This window comes from bacterium SCSIO 12696, assembly GCA_024397955.1.
GTDB lineage: Bacteria > Pseudomonadota > Gammaproteobacteria > Pseudomonadales > Porticoccaceae > SCSIO-12696.
This window is the reverse complement of the sequence record CP073744.1, coordinates 846,116-866,836: the sequence shown is the minus strand read 5'-3', so window position 1 is coordinate 866,836 and position 20,721 is coordinate 846,116. Positions and strand designations below refer to the sequence as shown.

The following is a 20,721-nucleotide window of genomic DNA, read 5'->3' as shown; positions in this document are numbered from 1 at the left end:
TGGTTAACCCCACTCAGAGTAGCGCCGTTTGCGCTTTAACTGAGGAACAAGAATCGCCAATACGGCTCCCAAGCACACTGCCAGGGCACCGTACAGAAACCAGCGGTAGCGCTGATCATTCTCCAACTGGTCATTCATGGCCTTAAGTGAGTCCAGTTCACTCTCCAGTTCGCTCTTGGCTTTCAGTAATTGCTGGTTTTGATTGTTGAGGGCGATATGATTGGCGGAGATGGTTTTGATTTCGTTCAGCTCTTGCTGCACCTGACGGCTGCGGTCTTCCACTTGCGCCAACTGGCCCTGCAGTTCATTAATTTGAGTGTCTTTTCGTTGCAGCTCCTGTTTCAGCTCACCTTGCTGGGACTGCAATTGTTGGCGCTGCTGTTCCACCTGGCCAATCAGGGCTTTGGCCACTTGCTGTTCCACCAGGTATGAGCTGCGCAGCCAGCCTTCCGTGCCGCGGCTTGTGCGTATATGGGTCCAGCCGTCTTCATTCTCTTCCAATACGGTCAGTTGAGTGCCTGCGCGAAGGTAATTGATGATTTTACCGCGGTTGCTGGGAATGCTGCGCAGGTCGGCGCGAAACTCATCGGTGATATAGCGGGTTGTTGCCTGGGCATCCTGAATCTGGGCCAGAGTACAAAGAGTAACCAGTAACAGACTGGTGAGGGCGTGTTTCATCTGTTTTTCCATTGAACCTGTTCTGTTAATTGTCGCATCCGCTTTAGGGGAGGACTTTTTTAAAGGGTTTGACCGTCACTCGTTGGTAAACGCCGGCTTCCACATAAGGGTCGTTGTCTGCCCAACTTTGGGCGCTGTTCAGTGAGTCGAATTCAGCAATCACGAGGCTGCCGGTAAATCCTGCTTCCCCCGGATCTTCACTGTCGATGGCAGGGTTTGGCCCGGCAACTAATAGCCGTCCCTGTTGTTGCAGTTCTTTGAGTCTCTCAATGTGAGCTGGCCTCGCGGGCAAACGTTTCTCCAGGCTATTGGCAACGTCTTCACTAATAATTGCGTACCACATCAGTTGTTTTCCTCTTTGGGGCTGTTGCCTGTGGGGGTGACGATAATGTCTTCCAGAGATAGACCTGTCAGCTGGGTAACACCACGAAATAAATAAAACAGGATAGCGGTGGTGGCAATGGCAATGGGGATACCAATAACAGGCAATTGCAATCCCATAAATTTGCCCACCTGGGCATTAAATTCTTCGGTGCCGGATTGAGCAACGATCATATAGTCTGCCAACAGGTAGTTGAGCAGTGCAGACAGCATCATGGTGGCAAACAGCATGTAGGTGCCTTTAACCAAATGCGCGTCAAAGCGCTGCTGACTGTTCTGCTCCTGCAATGCACTGTCAACTTTACTGGTGTTGATGACTTGGTCGTTGAACAGCAGGGTTTTAATCAGTGGAAAGCGAGTTTTTAAAGACAGCAGGGCGGCTATGCCAATCAATGCTGGGATAGCTGCTTCTTTGATAATGATGATATGCCGGTCTCCTTCCAGCAGGCCCACGCCACCGTTAACCAAGACACTGAAAATGCCCAGTACGGAGAAAATATTGACCTTGCCGCTCTGTGCCAAATCGCGAGCGCCATATATCAATGGAAACGCCAGAGCGACGACAAGAGCCCACCGGGTGCCAAGCGCCAAATTAATGCCCAGAAGTTCGTAGTTCTCACCGCTGAGCTTGGTCAAAATCAGGGTGGGAATCAGAATATTAAAGGCCAGGTTTGCCAGCAGACTGTGTCTTGCCGGGGGCGCTGATGGTGTGTTGTTCATGGGGCTGTCACGACTTGGTAAAGGCGGCTATTGTAGCTTTAGTTTTGGTGGAGTCTATAGGGTTGTTAGTGGGGCTGTTAACCGGGTCACCTAATAAATTAGTATGAAAAAAGAGGTTGAATTTTACCAATAAATACGCTGATAATGACGAAAGTGAAAATGGATTGTGAAGAAAAAGCCATAACTTATTGAATAAAAAGAAATTTAGGGGTCTTGCTGTGGATGTTATACAGATAGATAGTCGGCGTCATGTGGCGGGTCAGGGAATTGAGCTGGGTGACCTCTTGATTCAATACCTGCAACAACTGGATGTCGACTATGTATTTGGTATCCCCGGTGGTGCCATTGAGCCATTCTATAATGCGCTGGCCCGCAGTGGCCGTAATGGCGGGCCTCGCTCGATCGTGGCTCGCCATGAGACTGGTGCTGCGTTTATGGCAGATGGTTATGCCCGCAATACCGGCAAACTGGGTGTGTGTTGTGCCACCACTGGCCCAGGGGCAACAAACCTGATTACCGGTATTGCCTCCGCCTTTGAAAATAATATTCCCATGTTGGTTATCACCGCGCAGACGGCACTGTCGACGTTTGGCCGTGGTGCATTTCAGGAATCTTCCTGCACCGGTGTCAATACGGTCGGTCTGTTTGAGCACTGCACTCGTTATAACTCCCTGGTTTCTCATGTAGATCAGTTTGAGCATAAGCTGGCGGCAGCCGTGATGACCGCGTTTCAGTCTCCTGCAGGGCCGGTTCACCTGAGTGTGCCCCTGGATGTGATGCGGGCTACCAGCGGGGTTTCAAAGCCCAGTTTTGATTTGGCTGGTTTGCTGGAAAAGCCGTCTTACGTGGACGATAAGGCGGTCGACGCCTTTTACGAAGAACTGGTCACTGCCAAAAGGCCCGTGCTGTTGGTGGGGGATGAAGCCAGTGAGGCCATAGGCAGCCTGTTGTCCATAGCGGTCAAGTTGGATGCACAAATTATCACCACACCTCATGGCAAGGGCCTGGTAAGCCCTTACCACCCGTTGTTTCGTGGTGTTGTTGGTTTTGCTGGCCATGTCAGTGCCAAAGAGGTACTACAGGATGACGAGGTTGATCTGGTGGTTGCGGTTGGCTCCAGCTTGAGTGAATGGGCCTCCAGCGGTTGGGATGAAACTTTGTTGTTAAACAACCGTTTGGTGCATGTGGAGTCTGTTGAAACCAATCTGACTCGTTCGCCAATGGCCAAACTTCATGTTCGTGGCCGACTGGAATGCGTATTTGAACGTATTGTGGAACGCTTGGAATCGGAACCAAGGTTGATACTTAAATCGGTTGCCCCTGAAGAAGCCGTAACAGATGCTACACAGCAAACAGCACTGCCAGAACGCCACTTTACGCTGTTAGAGCCCCAAAAGTGCTCTGCAAACAGCTCCCCCATCAAACCGCAACGATTGATGGCTGAACTGCCCAATTTATTCCCTGCCAATACTCGTTACCTGGCGGATACCGGGGCCAGTTTTGCCTGGGCGACACACTACTTACACCCGTTTGATCGACGTATTTGTGGTAAGCGTGATGCTCATGGCGGACTTTTCCGAGCCTGTTTGGAGTTTGCGTCCATGGGTTGGGCGATCGGCAGTGCGGTGGGTGCTGCGTTGGCACGCCCTGAAAGTCCGGTGGTGTGTATAACCGGCGATGGCAGCCTGTTGATGAGTGGCCAGGAATTTACCGTTGCAGTACAAGAAAAATTGCCAGTTATTTTTGTAGTTTTAAATGACTCCGGTTTTGGCATGGTGCGCCATGGTCAGCAGCTATCTGGTGCCGAGCAAATAGGCGTAGATATACCGCCGGCAAACTTTGCCACTATGGCCCGTTCTTTGGGTGGAGACGGCTATGTGGTGCACTCGCCTCAAGATTTGCTCAATCTGGATATAGATAAAATTTGCACACAAGGTCAACCTACGATTCTGGATGTGCGTATCGATAAAAGCGAAATCCCTCCAATTGGTTTGCGAATAGAATCCATAACAAGTTAACGATGGCCAAAGATAGCGATAATAATAAGAAAGAAACCATAACCACTCGAATATGGGAAGAAATTCCAGAAGACGATAACCCCTTTGCTGCAAAAGCTTGTTATTGCTCCGGCTATGACGTTTATGGGGATTTGCTCGGTAAAGCTACTTGGGTGGAATACCTTTATCTTCTCTTTAAGCTTGAAAAGCCGACTAAACAGCAATGCGCATTGTTGGAAGGGTTGGCAGTGGCGCTGGCTAATCCAGGGCCACGAGATCACTCTGTTCGCGCGGCTATGAACGCAGGGGTTGGCGGATCTACTCATGCCTCGGCTTTGATGGCTGCCCTGGCTGTGGGGGCTGGCAATTTGGGTGGTGGACGCGAAGTTTATTGGGCGTCCAAGTATTTAAAGTACTGTAAGCAGAGTTTGAATAATTGGGCGAGAGCAGCAGAGCATTTTTCCACCCAAGATGCGGATGTCTGGCATGAATTGGAGCATGCGCCGGGGTTTGATCCATATGGTAACAGTTGCTCCAGGCCGGTCCAGCAAACCCTGAATTACTTGGCAACACTGGGGGCTTCTGGCAGTTGCTTGTCCTGGATTTGCGAGCAGCAATCTGTACTTGAAAATCAAGTCGGCAGTCCGTATTCAATGGTGATGGTTGCCGCTGCCGCTTTTCTGGATGCTGGTTTTAATCCTGATGAATCAGAAATGTTGTATTTGCTGTTGCGACTCCCAGGGGCAGCGGCTCATTCCCTTGAACAAGAAAAATCCGGCTGGAAGCGATATCCGTTTTTTGGCAGCGGTTTGATATTGAATGACGACCCAAAACAAAAGCGTAGTGAGTGATGTCAGGTTCTGAGCAATTGCAAGCTTGTGAAGATTTTTGGGAAACCGACATGGGTGCATGGTTTCCTGGGCAGCGAGTGGTTTTTCGCGGAAAGGATCTGTTCGAGTACGGTGAGCATGTCAGCTGGACGAAGTTGGTTTTCTATGGAATATCCGGCAGAGAGTTTGACCAGCGTGAGCTCAAGATGCTCGAAAGCATGATGATTTTTGGTAGCAGTTTCCCTGATCCAAGGCTTTGGAATAACCGTGTGGCCGCCCTTGCCGGAACAGCGAGATCAACCGCCACGCTGGCAATTGCGGCGGCAAATGCAGTCACAGAAGCCAAGGTGTTTGGACATCGTCCAATACTCAAGGCATATGATTACCTGGCTCAAGGAGTGAAAGCCACCGAACAAGGAGAGTGTGCCGAGGAGTTTGTATTTTCCTGGATGAAAAAAGAGCGCTGTGTCCCCGGTTTTGGCCGACCGGTTGTTGAAGTGGATGAACGGGTAGGGCCGTTGATGAAAGTTGCACGGGATCTCGGTTTTGATGATGGCTTGCATGTAAAGTTTGCATTTAAAACTGAAGAAATACTCTCTAGTAGCCGATATAAGTTGGGGATGAATGCTGCAGCTTTAGTGTCGGCGCTTGCTGCTGATATGGGAGTAGGAATGCGCAACTTCTATATGTTTTCCTGGTTGTCGTTTGTTGGAGGTATGTTTCCATGTTATGTGGATGCTCTTCAAAAGCCCCAAGGCAGCTTCTTCCCGCTGTCGTGTAATAGAATTTCTTATAAAGGCCAAGGACGCAGAAATTGGTAGGAGGAAAAAGTGAAATTTCACTGTATCGCGCACATTTTGGGAATGCTGATGCCTGTTATGGCATTTGCTGAAGACAATGAAGACTTTTTTTCGGAGTTTGGTGACGAAGATTTAATTAGTATTGCTACCGGCTATGACAAGCCGATATCAAAAGCACCTGCTGTAGCTACTGTGATTACTCAGTCTGATATACATGCAATTGGTGCTACTGATTTGGATGACGTACTGGAAACAGTCCCAGGTTTGCATGTGGCCAGAGATGCCCTCGGTTATAACCCAATTTATGTATTTCGAGGTATTTACTCTTCGTTGAATCCTCAAGTACTGATGCTGGTTAACGGCGTTCCTTTCAAAAGTTTGTTTCAAGGTGACAGGCATTTGGCTTGGGGGGGGATGCCTGTTGAAAATATCTCAAGAATCGAAATCATTCGGGGTCCGGGCTCTGCTGTTTACGGTGCGGATGCTTTTGCTGGTGTTATTAATATTGTCACCAAACAAGGTGATGAGGCTCAAGGTCTACGAACCGGCGCTCGGGCAGGGAGCTTTGATACCACTGAGGCTTGGATATCTTATGGCCATACTAATGGTAACTTTAAATATCTGTTTAGTCTTGAGTATGAAGATACCAACGGCCAGCGCGAAGCTGTTGAAGCAGATGCTCAATCCATTCTTGACTTTGTTGGTGGCACTTCCCTAAGTCTAGCGCCTGGGTCAGTGAATGTAGGTCGAGAAGCTTATGACTTTCGGGCAGACGTTGGTTGGGAGTTTTGGCGATTTCAGGCAGGCTATCAGCGCAGGGAGGGGCAAACTGGCGTCGGCGCTGCTCAAGCACTTGATCCTAATGGTTTAGTAAGTAGCGACCGCTACAGTGTTTCCCTTGGTTATAAGCAGCCTGAGTTTTCAGAAAGCTGGCAGTTGGAAGCGTCGACCAGTTATCGTTCAACGACTCAGGAAGTGGAGCAGGATATTTTTCTATTCCCTGCGGGGTCAACTGGAGGCCCTTCTCCATTTCCGTTTCCCAATGGCATTATTGGTAATCCCGAAGTGTTTGAACATCATTTTCATATTGATGCCTCTGCACTTTATACTGCTATTAAAGACCACGAGATTCGCATCGGATCGGGTTACTATTTAGGGGATCTTTTTCGCGCTAGAGATGAGCGAAATTTCACCCAGACCCTTGTTGGCCAGTTCCCCGTCATTGTTCCATTGCAGCCAGACACTTCTGTAGTTGATGTGAGTGATACTCCCCTAGCCTTTATTACCGAAGGTGCCCGCACAAACAAATATCTCTTTATCCAGGATATTTGGCATCTGGATAACGATTGGGAGTTAACAGCTGGCCTTCGTTACGATGATTATTCAGATTTTGGCAGTACGGTAAACCCGCGTTTGGCTTTAGTATGGTCGACTAGCCATAATCTAACGACAAAGTTCCTTTACGGTGAGGCATTTCGAGCCCCTTCTTTTGCTCAAACCAGAGCGATTAATAACCCATCTATCTTAGGCAATCCCGACTTAATGCCGGAAGAATTGAAAAGCTATGAAGTGGCTTTTGACTATAAGCCGATGTTAAATTTACATCTGGATGCCAACCTGTTTTTCTATAAGTGGGACGATATCATCCTGTTTGAGCCAGACCCTGCCGGCCGCCGCGCTCAAAATGCGGGTGAACAAACAGGCTACGGTCTGGAGCTGAATGCCGAATGGGAAGCTTCTGATCGCCTCACACTATCAGGCAACTTCTCCTGGCAGGATAGCACCGACGAGCGCACTGGTACTTCATCGGGAAATGCACCGAGCACCCAACTCTATCTGCGTTCGGATTGGCAGCTGGCCTCTGATTGGCACTGGAATTTACAGGTCAATTGGGTTGCGGGCCGTGATCGTGTAGCCGTGGATGTGCGCCCAGAGTTGGACGATTACTTAATAGTAGATTCAAAACTGAGTTATCAACCCAGTGACCAAAGCTGGGAAGTCGCTTTGATTGTGAAGAACCTTTTTGATGATGATGCTCGCGAGCCATCGCCGGGTGGTGATGTCAGTGCCCCGATTCCTTTGCCTGCGCTTATTCCTAATGATTTACCTCTTGCGGGTCGGGCTGTATTTGCAGAATTCCGTTATCAGTTTGGGCAATGATGTTGAGCGTTTGATTCACTGAAAATAATAAATCCATTCATGGATGAAAAGTGGTATTTAATCTTAGTCGGGAAACTATGTTGTACGGGAAACGATTTCTCCAACTGCTTATTCTGTCGCTGACTGTTGTTTTTTTTCCAACAACAGCGCTCGCTGATGAGCCAACGCTGGCTATTATTTCAGTGGCAGGGAAGAGGGGTGTTCCCCCCATTTTTAAAGACATCATCAAGGGCGTCAAAAATGATTTTGACGGCAAAGTTAGAGAATATTCGTTAAAAGGTGGCTATTCACAAGAACGTTTATTGAACGATCTGCGGTCAGACGGGGTCGATGCAGTTGTTGTTTTGGGAAGTTCAGGCAGGCAAGCTGCGACTGCTGTCAGTGATCACTACCCGGTTGTTATGGGCGCAGTTGCGTCTGTACCTCTGGATGGGGTGGGTGGAGTTGTCTTGCAGCCGTCTAGCTCGGTTGTTTTGCGCTATCTCAGCCAATTAGCGCCGGATGTAAAAGCGCTACACTTGGTTTATGACCCCAAAAAACATCAAATGGCTCTTGCGCAAACAGAGGAGTCAGCCAGTAGCAGGCAGGTTGTCGTAACCGCTCACCCGAGTAACCACAGTAAAGAAACCCAGCAGGCAATAGAACAGTCTCTAGCCACTGCTGATCAGAGTCGCCGTGCTATCTGGGTATTGTTTGGCACTAAATTTGATAACGCCATTAAAGAAAATCTGATCAAAGACAGTTGGGGACAGCCTGTTATCCCTTTCCATTACACGATTTCATCGAAAGACATTGAGTTGTTTCCGTTTGTGCTACTGCCAGACTGGCAGGGTATGGGGCAACAATTATCTGATATGGTCAGCCAGCGTCTTGATGGTAAAGCTGTTGAAGTGCTGCCGTTGAATCGCGTAAAGCTATGGGTTAACCAAAAGAAAAGTCGCCACTATGGTCTCGACCTTGATGGCGATGTAAGAAAGAGTATCGACTTTACCTATCGAGACTGAAACCTCTCGGTAGCAACGTATTTAATAGAAAAAAGTAACTGGTGCTATTTTGTCTGATTCTGAATCAATTTTTCAGAAACTGGATTTTCGCAGGCAGCTAATTTGGGCTGTTTTTGTCGGTATGTTAATACTGGCACTGGTGACTTCCCTGGCAGTATCCAAAACTGCCACAGATACCATTCGTGGAAAGTTGCTGGAGCAGAGCTCTCAGCTTACAGCGACGTTTGCTCGTCAGGCGGATTTTGCGCTGTTATCTTCAACACGTCAGTTTGCCTCCGATGCCATTGATCTGTTGCTCGATTTTGAAAATGTCGAAGCTGCATCGATATATGATCGTCAGGGCAAACTTTATGAAAGTAAGCAAAACAGCAATTTACTGCTGCCCTATAATTTTTCCACTCTTTCTGACGATGCTCAATTACTTCGCGAAGAAGGCGATTACTGGCACTTTGCTGCGCCGGTATACAGCGAAGACAGTTCCATGGAAGAGTTTGGTGTTGATCCCACCATAGAGCATATTGGTTATGTTGTGTTGGTGGTTGACAAAAGCCTTTTGGATACCATGTTTCGCGATATATTGCGAAACAACACCTTGGCCTCTCTCAGTGTGGCTATTTTATTGCTGTTTGCCCTGTTGGGGTTGGCCAGTAAGTTAACCAAGCCTTTAGAGTATTTGTCTGGCTTGATGCGCAGAGCGGAAGATGGTGAAAAACAGCTACGCGCCCATATGTCCGGCCCCAAAGACATTGTGGATATGCAGCACGCCTTTAACACCATGATGGCGGTGTTGGAAAAGCGCGAACTGGAGTTGTTGCAAGCAAAAGATGCGGCTTTGGAGTCGGCACGCGTAAAGGGTGAGTTTGCTGCTAACGTCAGTCACGAGTTGCGCACACCGATGAATGCCATTTTAGGCATGCTGGATTTGCTGATGACCATGGGGTTGTCGCCTAAGCAGGAAGAGTATGTAGAAACTGCTAAATCATCCGGTGAGATCTTATTGAGCTTGATTGATGATGTGCTGGACTTTTCCAAGGTTGAATCCAATGCAGTAGTACTTAACAAGGAAGATGTATTTGTCGAGGACCTTCTGGATGAGGTCGTTGGTTTGCTATGCAATTCGGCCGTAAAACGCCAGGTAGAGTTGAGTTACGTATGTTCTGTTGATGCGCCTCAGCACATTCAGGTAGACAGCACCCGTATGCGGCAGGTGTTGATTAACCTGATCGGTAACGCCATCAAATTTACGCAACAAGGAGAAGTATCGGTTTGGCTCAGCGTTGAATCATCTCGAACCGACCGCGGGCAAACATTGCGATTCGATGTCAAGGACACCGGTATTGGTATTGCCCCTGAAGCCCAGGAACGTATCTTTGATGCATTTACCCAGGCGGACTCATCAACGACTCGTGAGTATGGTGGTACCGGCCTTGGACTGGCAATCAGTCGGCGCATTGTCAGTTTAATGGGCGGCCACATGTCTTTGACAAGTACGTTGGGAGAGGGCAGTACCTTCACCTTTACGGTGCCACTGAGTGAACAGGAGATTATTAGCAAGCCGAACTCGAGTAAAAAATTACCCAAAGAGTTTAGTAACTTGCGAGTACTCTCGGTGAATAGCAGTAATGCGGTTAAAGAGTTCCTTGCTACTCGCTTTGGCGCATGGGGAGTGCAGCACACAGCATTGCAAAATGGCATGGGTGCTCTTGATGCGGTGCGTGAGAGCTTGATCAGTACGCAGCCGTTTCATGTGTTGGTGATGGACGAAGAGCTGGCTGGCATTAAAGCACTGGATTTTATCAAGCTGCTCAGCGACGAACCGTCATCAAGCCAAATGACTTTGGTGGTTTTGGTCAATCCCTGGAGTGAGTACGAAGCGCTTTATCCGGACGCTGTCATTCAATTGACCAAGCCCCTGCGCACTGGCGTACTTTATGAAACCTTGCGCAATTTGGCTGGTGTTACTCAGGTACCTTCAGATTCGTCGGCTGCGTCAGAAAAGCTGCTGGAATACTTTGGTAAAAAAGTACTGGTTGCCGATGATAATCGTGCCAATCAACAGGTTGCTGTTGGTATGTTGGAGCGTTTGGGCTGTGAAGTGCTGATGGCTGAAAGTGGTGAGCAGGCACTGAATATTGTGGTGCGCAATCAGCCGGACTTAGTGTTCATGGATTGCCAAATGCCAGTGATGGATGGCTATGAGGCAACTGCTCGCATACGTCGCCTTGAAGACGGTAAAAATGCTCTGCCTATTATCGCTATGACTGCCAATACCAGCGAAGGCGAGGAAGAGCGTTGCCGAGAGGCTGGTATGGATGACTTCTTGCCCAAACCACTGCGTTTAAAGGATTTGCAAGCGACATTAAAAGAGTGGTTTGGCAGTCAGCACAAACAAAGTACAGCTGTGCCTGTGAAAGCAGCCGGCCAGCCATCAATGGATGTGACTCTGGATTTGGCGGTTATGGATGAGTTGCGTCACAGTGTCGGCGAAGTCGTGGACTCTATGATTAAGGCGTTTTTGGAGGATACACCAGTTTATCTGCAGTCCCTGAAACACGCAGCGGCCGACCGTGACGACAAGCAAGTTAAAGAGCTGGCGCATATGCTCAAAGGCAGCGCCTCTAACTTTGGTGCGGATCGGCTTGTTGCCTTAAGTCGGCATATTGAAGAAGTGGCGACTAACAGTCAGCTGGAAGATATTGATAGCCAGGTGGCTCAGTTGATCGCTGCTTACCGCGAGCTGAGCCGTGCTCTGGAACAGCAGCTCAGCGATGAAGAAAGCAGTGTTCAAAAGGTGAAGCGGGCCGGGGCAGGCTACAGTGTGCTTATTGCCGATGACGACCGATCCATGCGCATGGCGCTGCGCAATGCTCTGGAAGCGGATGACTACAGCATTGATGAGGCCAGCAATGGTGAACACGCTGTTGCTATTTGCCGCCGTAATATGCCAGACCTTATTTTGATTGATGCCCTAATGCCAGAGATCGATGGTTTTCAAGCCTGTGAGCAGATTCGCGACTTGCCCAATGGCACCGACATTCCGATTTTGATGATCACCGGCCTCGAAGATGAGAAATCCATTGTCAAGGCGTTTACCGCCGGTGCCAGTGACTACATCCCCAAGCCCATTCATTTTTCAGTGATGCGCCAGCGCGTAGCACGCTTGTTGCAAGCCAGTAAAGCCGAACAACACGTTAAAAAGATGGCTTATCACGACCCATTGACTGGCCTGCCAAACCGGGCCAGCTTGATGCAACAGCTGAGGCCAATGATTAACCGAGCGTTATTGAACGGTGAAATGGTGGCCGTGTTGTTCCTTGATTTGGATCGTTTCAAAATGATCAACGATTCTTTGGGGCACGATGCTGGGGATCTATTACTGAAAGCAGTGGCTGATCGAATACGTCGTTGTTTGCGCGAGCAAGACTTTGTCGCTCGCTTGGGCGGTGATGAATTTACGGTAGTATTGGAAGGGCTGCACAACGCCAATGTGGCAGCCATGGTGGCTCAGAAAATTTGCGATAGCCTCAGCGAACCCTTTGTATTCCTGCAGCAAAAAATGTTTATAACCACCAGTGTGGGGATTTCTCTGTCGCCAGCAGATGGTGAAGATGTGGGTGCGCTGATAAAACACGCTGACTCCGCAATGTTTCGCGCCAAGGAAAAGGGCAACAGCTATTGTTTTTACGAGCAGGGCATGGAAGACGAGGTGTATCGCCGCCTGGAACTGGAGCGAGAGCTGCGCCAGGCTTTGGAGCAGGATCATTTGCGGCTGTACTACCAGCCAAAAGTTGATGCCCAGACAGGGCAACTTCGTTCTGCAGAAGCCCTGGTGCGCTGGCAACATCCGCAGCGCGGTTTACTCATGCCAGATAAATTTATTCCTCTGGCGGAGGAATCCGGGTTAATTGCAGAGCTTGGGGACTGGGTGCTGCGAGCGGCCTGTAAGCAAATTCGCGAGTGGTGTTTGCAGGGTTCTGAATTGAAAGTAGCGGTAAATATTTCCGGCCGTGAAGTGCAGGCAGAAGGATTGCAAGCACGTATAGAATCTACCTTGAAAGAATTTAAGGTGCCTCCCAGCTTATTGGAGTTGGAGATTACGGAAAGCATGCTGTTGGAAGAACAGCATCACATTATCGACAGTCTCAATGACATCAAAGCCACTGGCATTACCTTGGCCATCGATGATTTTGGCAGCGGTTATTCTTCCTTTAACTACCTCAAACATTTACCCGTTGATACGTTGAAGATTGACCGGGTGTTTATCAATGACCTTGATGAGAATGACAAATCTGGCCGCGCTATTGTCGCCGGGATTATTGCTCTGGCAGATAACCTGGGTTTGGAAACGGTTGCCGAAGGCGTGGAAACAGAAGAGCAGCAGGGGATCCTGCAAGAGTTGGGTTGCAATTTGCTGCAGGGCTATTTGTTCAGTAAAGCGATTCCCGCTGAACAGCTGAGCGAGCAATTTTTGCCGACGTTGAATAGGCAGCCAGAGGCGGAAACTCCGCAGGCGTGACATCGCTGGGGATTTCTATACACTGTGCGCCCTTTGTTGCTACTGCTGCCGTTGGTTCATGAGCCAGTTTTTCTCTATACACCCCGATAACCCCCAAGCTCGCCTGGTTCGCCAGGCAGTGGAAATTATCCGTGCTGGTGGTGTGATCGCTTACCCCACAGATTCTGCCTATGCGCTGGGTTGCCATATTGGTGACAAAGCCGCGCTGGATAAAATTCGTGCTATCCGCCAGCTGGAAAAACGCCACAATTTCACATTGGTGTGCCGCGATTTATCGGAGCTGGCCAGTTACGCTAAAGTAGATAACGTGCGTTTCCGGCTGCTTAAGGGGCTGACGCCAGGGCCGTATACTTTTGTGTTGCAGGCGACCTCTGAGGTGCCCCGACGCCTGATGCATCCTAAGCGAAAAACCGTGGGTTTGCGGGTTCCCGCCAACGCGGTTGCTCTGGCGCTGTTGCAAGAGCTGGGTGAGCCTTTAATGAGTGTCACCTTGCAGCTCCCGGGAGACGAATACCCGCTGACAGACCCCTACGATATTCGCGATCTGCTGGAACACCGCGTCGATCTGGTAATTGATGGTGGTTACTGCGGTCTGGAGCCCACATCGGTGGTCGATCTTACTGATGACACCCCAGTGATTCTGCGCCGGGGGATGGGTGACCTGAGTTTGTTTGACGACTCCTAACCTGATAATTATTTATGTGATTCCTCACATAAATAATTATCGCCCAATAAAGTGCAGTGATGTTGCGCGACTTACTTAGATGCTAAAGTCTTGATTTTATTGGGCTCTCGCCGACTGTGTCGGCGTCGGCACATCTATATGCCGAATTATTAACGCTCCATTTGGTTTGTTGCCGCGTCAATAAGAACTAACACCTCTAGGGCTCGCCCTTGGTTCACTGTATAATCACCCCCTTAATTTTGCCGGTGTATTGCGTGAACCAGAATCCCACTGCTGAGGCGGAGCCTCACGAACAACAGCTTCCCAGCCAGGAAGAAATGCCCTTTGCCATGGTTTATGGCGAGGCATTTACCGAGCTGCCCAAAGATCTCTACATTCCGCCGGAAGCACTGGAAGTGATCCTAGAGGCCTTTGAGGGGCCACTGGATTTACTGCTCTACCTGATTAAGCGGCAGAACATCGATATTCTGGAAATCAACGTTGCTGAAATCACCCGCCAGTACATGGCTTATATCGAGTTGATGGAGGCCATGCACTTTGAACTGGCGGCAGAGTACCTGCTTATGGCGGCGATGCTGGCAGAGATCAAGTCGCGCATGTTGCTGCCTCGCCAGGAAGAAGTTGAAGATGAAGACGATCCGCGCGCCGAGCTGATTCGGCGCCTTCAGGAATACGAACGTTTTAAGCGGGCGGCTGAAGATATGGATGCCTTGCCACGGGTAGAGCGAGATGTCTTCATTGCATCCGCGAAAGAGCCGGACCGCCATTGTGAACGCCCTCATCCGGAGGTGACGATGCAAGAGCTGTTGCTCTCACTGGCTGAAGTGATGCGTCGTGCGGAGATGTTCGAAAGCCATCAAGTACAGCGAGAATTGCTGTCGACACGCGAGCGTATGACCGAAGTTCTGGAACGCTTGCGAGGTAAGCAGTTTGTACCCTTTGTTAGCTTGTTTACTGCCCAGGAAGGAAAGGTAGGTGTTGTCACGACTTTCCTCGCGGTGATGGAATTGATTAAGGAATCTCTGGTAGAGATCGTTCAAAGCGAACTCTTTGGCCCCATTCATGTAAAAGCCCGCTCTTCTTGACGGCTCAAAAACCAGACTGCAGCAAATTCATGGATATTACTCGACTGAAAAATATTATTGAAGGTGCCTTATTGGCCGCCGCACGGCCGCTGGATGTGCAACATATCGAGCAGCTCTTTGAAGAAGACGCTTGCCCCAGTCGTGACGATATCCGCGCGGCTTTGGAGGAAGTGGCTGTGGACTGCGCCGGGCGTGGTTTTGAGCTGAAAAAAGTCTCCAGTGGCTATCGTTTTCAGGTGCGTCAGGAATTGGCTCAATGGGTCAATCGTCTTTGGGAAGAAAAGCCACAGAAATACTCCCGCGCCATGCTGGAAACCTTGTCTTTGATTGCTTATCGGCAGCCGATTACTCGTGGTGATATTGAAGAAATTCGCGGTGTTTCGGTGAGCTCTCATATTATGAAAACCCTGCAAGAACGGGAGTGGGTGCGGGTTGTTGGTCACCGGGATGTGCCTGGCAGGCCGTCACTGTATGCCACCACCAAACAGTTTCTCGATTATTTTAACCTCGCCAGTCTGGAGGAGTTGCCGACCTTGGGTGATATCCGCGATTTGGAGGAGATCGACCCTGAGTTGAGCCTTGATATTGACGAGCCCCAGCCAGCGGGCGGTGAAGACCCAGAAAATGCGGATCAGGCCAATCTGGATGAGACTAATACAGATGAGAACACTATCGATGAAATAAATGTCGATGAGACTCATGCAAGTCAGCCCGACGGGTTGAGTGTCGAACCCGTGGATGAGCCTTCACTTCAGGCACCGGACACCCCAGATGGCGACGATGAGGAGAAGCACGGCGATGCCTGAAGTTAATGGTAGCGCCACAGTCGTCACAGAAAAGCTGCAAAAAGTGCTGGCGGCCAGTGGTTTTGGATCTCGCCGAGCCATGGAGCAGTGGATTGCTGATGGCCGTGTTGTGGTGAATGGCCAAGTGGCCAAGCTAGGTGATCGTGTATCCGTTGATGACGCGATTCAGGTTGACGGTAAAACCTTGAACCGTAACCAAGATAACAGTCGCACTCGTGTGTTGCTGTACAACAAACCAAGCGGGGAAATTTGCACTCGCAATGATCCCGAGGGTCGAACCACGGTTTTTGAGCGCTTACCCAAACTTCAGGGGGAGCGCTGGGTCTCCGTCGGCCGTTTGGATATCAACACCAGCGGTCTGCTGTTGTTTACCAATAATGGTGAGTTGGCCAATAAACTGATGCACCCCAGCAGCAATATTGATCGGGAATATCTGGTCAGAGTGCATGGCCAAGTCCCCGAAGACAGCCTTAAAAAATTGGCCGAAGGGGTGCTGCTGGATGACGGTGTGGCCAAATTTACCGATATCGTTCCCGGCGAAGTTAACGGGGCAAATCGCTGGTTTACGGTTGCCCTGATGGAGGGCCGAAACCGTGAAGTACGCCGTCTTTGGGAATCTCAAGGTGTTGAAGTGAATCGCCTCAAGCGAGTTCGTTTCGGCCCTATCTTTTTCCCATCGTTTTTGCGCGAAGGGCAGTGGATTGATTTGGAGCCCAGAGACATTAAAGCGCTTTGCCAGCAAGCTGGCATTGACAATGTACGCGTTGCCATGCCTTCTCCAGAGGAACGCAAGAAGCGCCAGCGCCAGGAAGAGCGTTTGCGCGCCAAAGGGCGTCGCCGCCATTAATTAAAAATGCCCAGTTTTGGCAGGTATTTTCTCAGGCCAATACATTCTATTTGTTACAAATTTATGTTTGCTCCCTGACTCCCCCATAGATACACTCAATACAGTACTGCTACAGCCACAACAATAACGATACCGGTTGGTCACAGACCTGAGGGAACTCCATTGTCCCTAAGCCAATCGACATAATAGAGGTGTGGTTGAAACATCCATTATTATCAATAAGTAGAAGCGGAGTTAGTGGGTATGTTGAGTTCAATGTGTGTTAGTCGAGGGTTCTATCGCAAATCATTAGCTGTTTGTATCGCCGCAATTGCCACCAGTAGCATTGCAGCAGAGGACCAAAAAGATCGTCGGGCAGGCGTGTTGGAAGAGATCGTCTCTACCGCCCAAAAAAGGCCTGAAAGCCTGCAAAGTGTTCCCATCTCCGTAAACACAGTAAGTGGTGAAAAGCTGGCCAATACCAGCATTACCAACTTGGAAAAGCTCACGGCCTATGTGCCAAATTTCAGTATGAACCAAACCGGCATTGGCTCTACCATTACCATTCGCGGTATCAGTTCTGGTATCAACCAGGGCTTTGAGCAATCCGTTGGTCAGTACGTAGATGGCGTTTACTACGGCCGCGCTGCCGTGAGTCGTGCGCCTTTCCTGGATGTGGAACGTCTGGAAGTATTGCGCGGCCCTCAGGGCACGCTGTTTGGTAAAAACAGCATCGGCGGTGCCATCAGCATCAACTCCGCCCGTCCCACGGAGGAGTTTGAAGGTTCCATCTCCGCACTCTACGAGCCCGGCGACAACGAACAGGAATTACGCTTTGTGGCCTCCGGCGCTCTGTCCGATACCGTGCGCGCTCGCCTGGCATTGATGGACCGCAGCACCGACGGCTTTGTGCGCAATACATTGCTGGACAGAGATGAAAAAGGCGAAGACGAGCAAGTATTCCGCCTGGGCGTGGAGTGGGACATCAACGACAACCTGTCTCTGTACTTCAAAGCCGAGCGCACCGAGTTTGATGTGGAAGGCCGCAATATTGAATTGTTTGATCCTGTAGCTCTGCCTGGGGGGGTCGATTACCTAACGGTACTAACCGCTCCCCCAGCACTTGGTGGTTTTGGGCAGTCAATTGATGGTGATCTGGACAGAGTACGTGACTCTAATGGCGACAACAGCAGCGATACTGTAGACAGCTATGTGGTGGAGCTGGATTACCAGGTGGGTGAACACGAACTTACCTTTACCAGCGGTTGGTTTGAATACGACCACTCCGAGCTGTGCGACTGTGACTTTACTGGCGCTTCTCTGTTTCAGGCATTCGGCGACGAAAGCTTCGAACAATTCAGCCAGGAAATTCGCCTCACCTCACCGGCCAGTGAAACCTTTGAATACATCACTGGCATTTACTACCAAGACAGTGAACTGAATTTTAATGACCGTTTGTTTATTCCCACAGACAGTTTGTTGATTCCGGCGTTGGGTGCTCTTCTTGGGCCAGCTGCACCATTTTTACCAGGGGCATCCAGCTCGCGTACCTTTAATCAAGATGCAGAAGTATTAGCAGTCTTCTTCCAGGGTACTTGGGGATTGACGGAAACCTTGAGCCTAACTGCTGGTGGGCGTTACACAAGCGAAGATAAGCAAGCCTCCCGCCGCCAATTCCACTCCGATGCGGCTGGTACTGACTTCGGTGCGGCTAACCCCGCATTAAATGGCATTTTTGGCTTTGTTGCTATCGAGGCTTACGACACTATTAATGGTGATCGCGATGAAAATTCATTTACACCTCAGTTAACTCTTGAATGGCAAGCCAATGAAGACTCACTTTTTTATGCAAGCTGGACCAGAGGGTTTAAATCTGGCGGTTTTGATGTGCGCTCCAATGGTAACCCAGACCCAGCGGTTGTAAATGCAGTACAGGTAATTCCTGTTCCGGGTTCTACGCCAGTTGTTCGTGATATCGTAGGTAGCTTCGAGTTTGAAGAAGAAGAAGCCACCAATTTTGAGTTGGGCACCAAGCTCACTTTGCTGGAAGGCGCGGCGGAGCTGAATGGTTCGATTTTCTTTACCGACTACGAAGACCTGCAAGTGTCTCAGTTCGACGGTACTCTGGGCTTTAACGTCACCAACGCAGCAGAAGCGACGATTCGTGGGTTTGAACTGGAAGGGCGTCTGCAAGCAACCGACGGCTTGGTGCTGAGCAGCTCTCTGTCCTATCTGGACTTTGAGTACGACAGCTTTGACGACAGCCAGTGCTTCTTTGGCCAACAGGTAACTGACCCAGGCTCCGTGACGAATCCAGCTCTCGGTCTGTGTAGTGTTGCTGGTTCTCCCCGTGAGTACACCCCGGAATGGCGCGCAACCTTTGTGGCGGATCACACCACCACCGTACTGGATAATTACCAACTGCGAACTACTGTGGATGTACTGTTCGTAGATGAGTATTTGTTCAACCCCACCTTGGATCCGCGCAATGTGCAAGACGCCTACACCGAAGTGAATGCCCGAATTGGCTTCGGTCCCAGCGATGGCAAGTGGGAAGTGTCGTTATTGGGGCGTAACCTCACGGATGAGGAAGTGATTAACTTTGGCGGTGATGCCCCTTTGGCAAGTCTGTTTACTCAGGGTAGTGGTAACGCCTACTACGGCTTTATCAACCGTGATCGCAGTGTGGCGATTCAGGCAACGGTTAAGTTTTAAATCAGGTAAGAACAAAAACGGGAGATGAAAATCTCCCGTTTTTTTATTTTTCATTTTTTATTTGTCGTTTTACTGCGCATCCAAACTTTGCCCAGAAACGCCTTTACTATCCGCCCCCATCAAATACAGGTAAGTAGGCATAATCTCTTCTGGTTCAGGCAAACTACCAGGATCTTCTGCCGGGTAAGCGCCAGCGCGCATTGCAGTGCGTGTGGCGCCGGGGTTAATGCAGTTCACTTTGATGTTTCCGACACCTTCCACTTCCTCAGCCAATACCTGGGCCATGCCTTCGGTAGCGAATTTTGACACCGAATAGGCTCCCCAGTAGGCGCGACCTGAGCGGCCTACACCGGAGCTGGTGAATACCACTGATGCGTCTTCAGACTTTTCCAGCAGTGGCAGCAGGGCTTTAGTCATGGCGAATGCGGCGGTGACGTTTACTTGCATGACTTGCTGCCAAGTGCTGAGTTTGTAGTTGGCAATGGGCGTACGTTGGCCCAGTAACCCGGCGTTGTGAAGCAGGCCATCGATACGGCCAAATTCATCGAATAGCTTTGCTGCCATTTCGGCGTAGTGGTCTTCCGTTGCCCCCTCCAGATCCAGCGGATAAATGGCTGGCTGAAGGCCGCCGGCAGCAATAATTTCATCGTACACTCGCTCCAGTTTTGCCACCGTTCTGCCCACCAGAATAATTTCTGCGCCGTAATTGGCAAAGGTCAGTGCCGCAGTGCGGCCAATGCCATCGCCAGCGCCGGTTACCACAATAATGCGATTAGCCAAGCAGTTGTTGGCTGCCTGGTAGTTTTTTGCAGTGGAGTTATGTGTCATAACAATGTTTCCAAAATAGGCAGTAAGTCTTCGGAGCGGTGGGCAATGTAGTTTGCCTGCCAGCTACTGGCGTCTTCGTCCGCATTCAGATAGCCGTAGGCGGCAGCGATGGTGATTGCATTTGCATTGCGGCCAGCTTCTACATCCCGTAAATGGTCGCCGATCATTACGGTATTCTCTGCCTGGCAGCCAATATGTTGACAGGCTAAATAGACGGACTCCGGGTGTGGCTTGGTGTTGGATACGTGATCCGGACAGACGACCGCTGCGGGTTTTAACCCCAAACCTTTAATGATAGGGGTGGTATAGAGCACGGGTTTGTTGGTGACAATGCCCCAGGGAATGTCGTCCTCACCCAAGCGGTTTAGCAGTGCTTCCAAGCCCGGAAACAGCCGGGTTTTATTGGTTAGAGCGTTGATATATAAGTCCAGCAAGCGCTGTCGCAAAGGGTCAAAACCGGGATCGTCGCTGGATAGCTGAAAGGCGGTTTCGATCAGCCCGACAGAGCCGTGAGAAACTGCGCTGCGCACTTGGGAATAATCCATAGTGGCGCGATGTTCTTCCTGCAAAAGCTGATTCACCACATCAGTAAAATCCAGAGCGGTGTCCAGTAAAGTGCCATCCAGGTCAAAAAGTACCGCATCAATTTTTTTCATTGTTTTCATACGTTCCCATCGGCTCAGGCAGCGT

The 20,721-nt window shown here is 49.9% G+C and carries 16 protein-coding genes; 11 read left to right on the top strand and 5 right to left on the bottom strand.

The genetic code is table 11. From position 1 onward, the window contains the following. Window positions 1-3: 3 nt before the first annotated feature. From KFE80_03975 to KFE80_03965, 3 genes are read right to left on the bottom strand one after another with little or no spacing between them, the layout of a single operon-like run. A complete protein-coding gene (locus KFE80_03975; GenBank protein UTW46061.1) occupies window positions 4-678 on the bottom strand; it encodes a TIGR04211 family SH3 domain-containing protein in 675 nt (224 codons plus the stop codon). Between the two features lie 43 nt (window positions 679-721). Next, window positions 722-1,021, bottom strand: a complete 300-nt coding sequence (locus KFE80_03970) for a YciI family protein (GenBank protein ID UTW46060.1) — start codon at window positions 1,019-1,021, stop codon at window positions 722-724. After that, window positions 1,021-1,779, bottom strand: coding sequence for an MFS transporter (locus KFE80_03965; GenBank protein UTW46059.1), 759 nt, complete (start codon window positions 1,777-1,779; stop codon window positions 1,021-1,023). The genes KFE80_03970 and KFE80_03965 overlap by 1 nt, the downstream gene beginning before the upstream one ends. Window positions 1,780-2,051: 272 nt before the next feature. Between KFE80_03965 and KFE80_03960 the strand changes: the two genes are divergently transcribed. The 11 genes from KFE80_03960 (at window position 2,052) to KFE80_03910 (ending at window position 19,203) form a co-directional block, all read left to right on the top strand. Next, a complete protein-coding gene (locus tag KFE80_03960) occupies window positions 2,052-3,797 on the top strand; it encodes a thiamine pyrophosphate-binding protein (GenBank protein ID UTW46618.1) in 1,746 nt (581 codons plus the stop codon). Between the two features lie 2 nt (window positions 3,798-3,799). Further along, window positions 3,800-4,627 (top strand): citryl-CoA lyase, encoded by an 828-nt coding sequence (locus KFE80_03955; GenBank protein UTW46058.1) that lies wholly within the window; start codon window positions 3,800-3,802, stop codon window positions 4,625-4,627. Continuing rightward, window positions 4,627-5,427, top strand: a complete 801-nt coding sequence (locus KFE80_03950; protein UTW46057.1) for a hypothetical protein — start codon at window positions 4,627-4,629, stop codon at window positions 5,425-5,427. Before KFE80_03955 ends, KFE80_03950 begins: the two co-directional genes overlap by 1 nt. A gap of 9 nt (window positions 5,428-5,436) precedes the next feature. Beyond that, the gene (locus KFE80_03945; protein UTW46056.1) at window positions 5,437-7,566 is read left to right on the top strand and encodes a TonB-dependent receptor; all 2,130 of its coding nucleotides are present in this window, start codon (window positions 5,437-5,439) and stop codon (window positions 7,564-7,566) included. A 50-nt stretch (window positions 7,567-7,616) separates the two neighbouring features. After that, complete coding sequence (locus tag KFE80_03940) at window positions 7,617-8,570, top strand: hypothetical protein (GenBank protein ID UTW46055.1); 954 nt, start codon at window positions 7,617-7,619, stop codon at window positions 8,568-8,570. Between the two features lie 49 nt (window positions 8,571-8,619). Next, window positions 8,620-13,086 carry an EAL domain-containing protein gene (locus KFE80_03935; GenBank protein UTW46054.1) on the top strand — a complete coding sequence of 1,489 codons (4,467 nt, stop codon included), beginning with the start codon at window positions 8,620-8,622 and terminating at the stop codon, window positions 13,084-13,086. 58 nt (window positions 13,087-13,144) lie between these two features. Next, window positions 13,145-13,771 carry a threonylcarbamoyl-AMP synthase gene (locus tag KFE80_03930; protein UTW46053.1) on the top strand — a complete coding sequence of 209 codons (627 nt, stop codon included), beginning with the start codon at window positions 13,145-13,147 and terminating at the stop codon, window positions 13,769-13,771. 317 nt (window positions 13,772-14,088) lie between these two features. Continuing rightward, a complete protein-coding gene (locus KFE80_03925; protein ID UTW46617.1) occupies window positions 14,089-14,856 on the top strand; it encodes a segregation/condensation protein A in 768 nt (255 codons plus the stop codon). 29 nt (window positions 14,857-14,885) lie between these two features. Next, window positions 14,886-15,662, top strand: a complete 777-nt coding sequence (gene scpB, locus KFE80_03920) for an SMC-Scp complex subunit ScpB (protein ID UTW46052.1) — start codon at window positions 14,886-14,888, stop codon at window positions 15,660-15,662. Further along, window positions 15,655-16,509: a pseudouridine synthase gene (locus KFE80_03915; GenBank protein ID UTW46051.1), complete on the top strand. Its 855-nt coding sequence runs from the start codon at window positions 15,655-15,657 to the stop codon at window positions 16,507-16,509. The genes scpB and KFE80_03915 overlap by 8 nt, the downstream gene beginning before the upstream one ends. Window positions 16,510-16,764: 255 nt before the next feature. Beyond that, the gene (locus KFE80_03910; GenBank protein ID UTW46616.1) at window positions 16,765-19,203 is read left to right on the top strand and encodes a TonB-dependent receptor; all 2,439 of its coding nucleotides are present in this window, start codon (window positions 16,765-16,767) and stop codon (window positions 19,201-19,203) included. Between the two features lie 69 nt (window positions 19,204-19,272). On the opposite strand, the gene KFE80_03905 is transcribed toward KFE80_03910, so the two are convergent. Together KFE80_03905 and KFE80_03900 are read right to left on the bottom strand one after the other, a co-directional pair. After that, a complete protein-coding gene (locus KFE80_03905; protein UTW46050.1) occupies window positions 19,273-20,031 on the bottom strand; it encodes a YciK family oxidoreductase in 759 nt (252 codons plus the stop codon). After that, window positions 20,028-20,696, bottom strand: coding sequence for an HAD-IA family hydrolase (locus KFE80_03900; protein ID UTW46049.1), 669 nt, complete (start codon window positions 20,694-20,696; stop codon window positions 20,028-20,030). The genes KFE80_03905 and KFE80_03900 overlap by 4 nt, the downstream gene beginning before the upstream one ends. Window positions 20,697-20,721 lie beyond the last annotated feature (25 nt).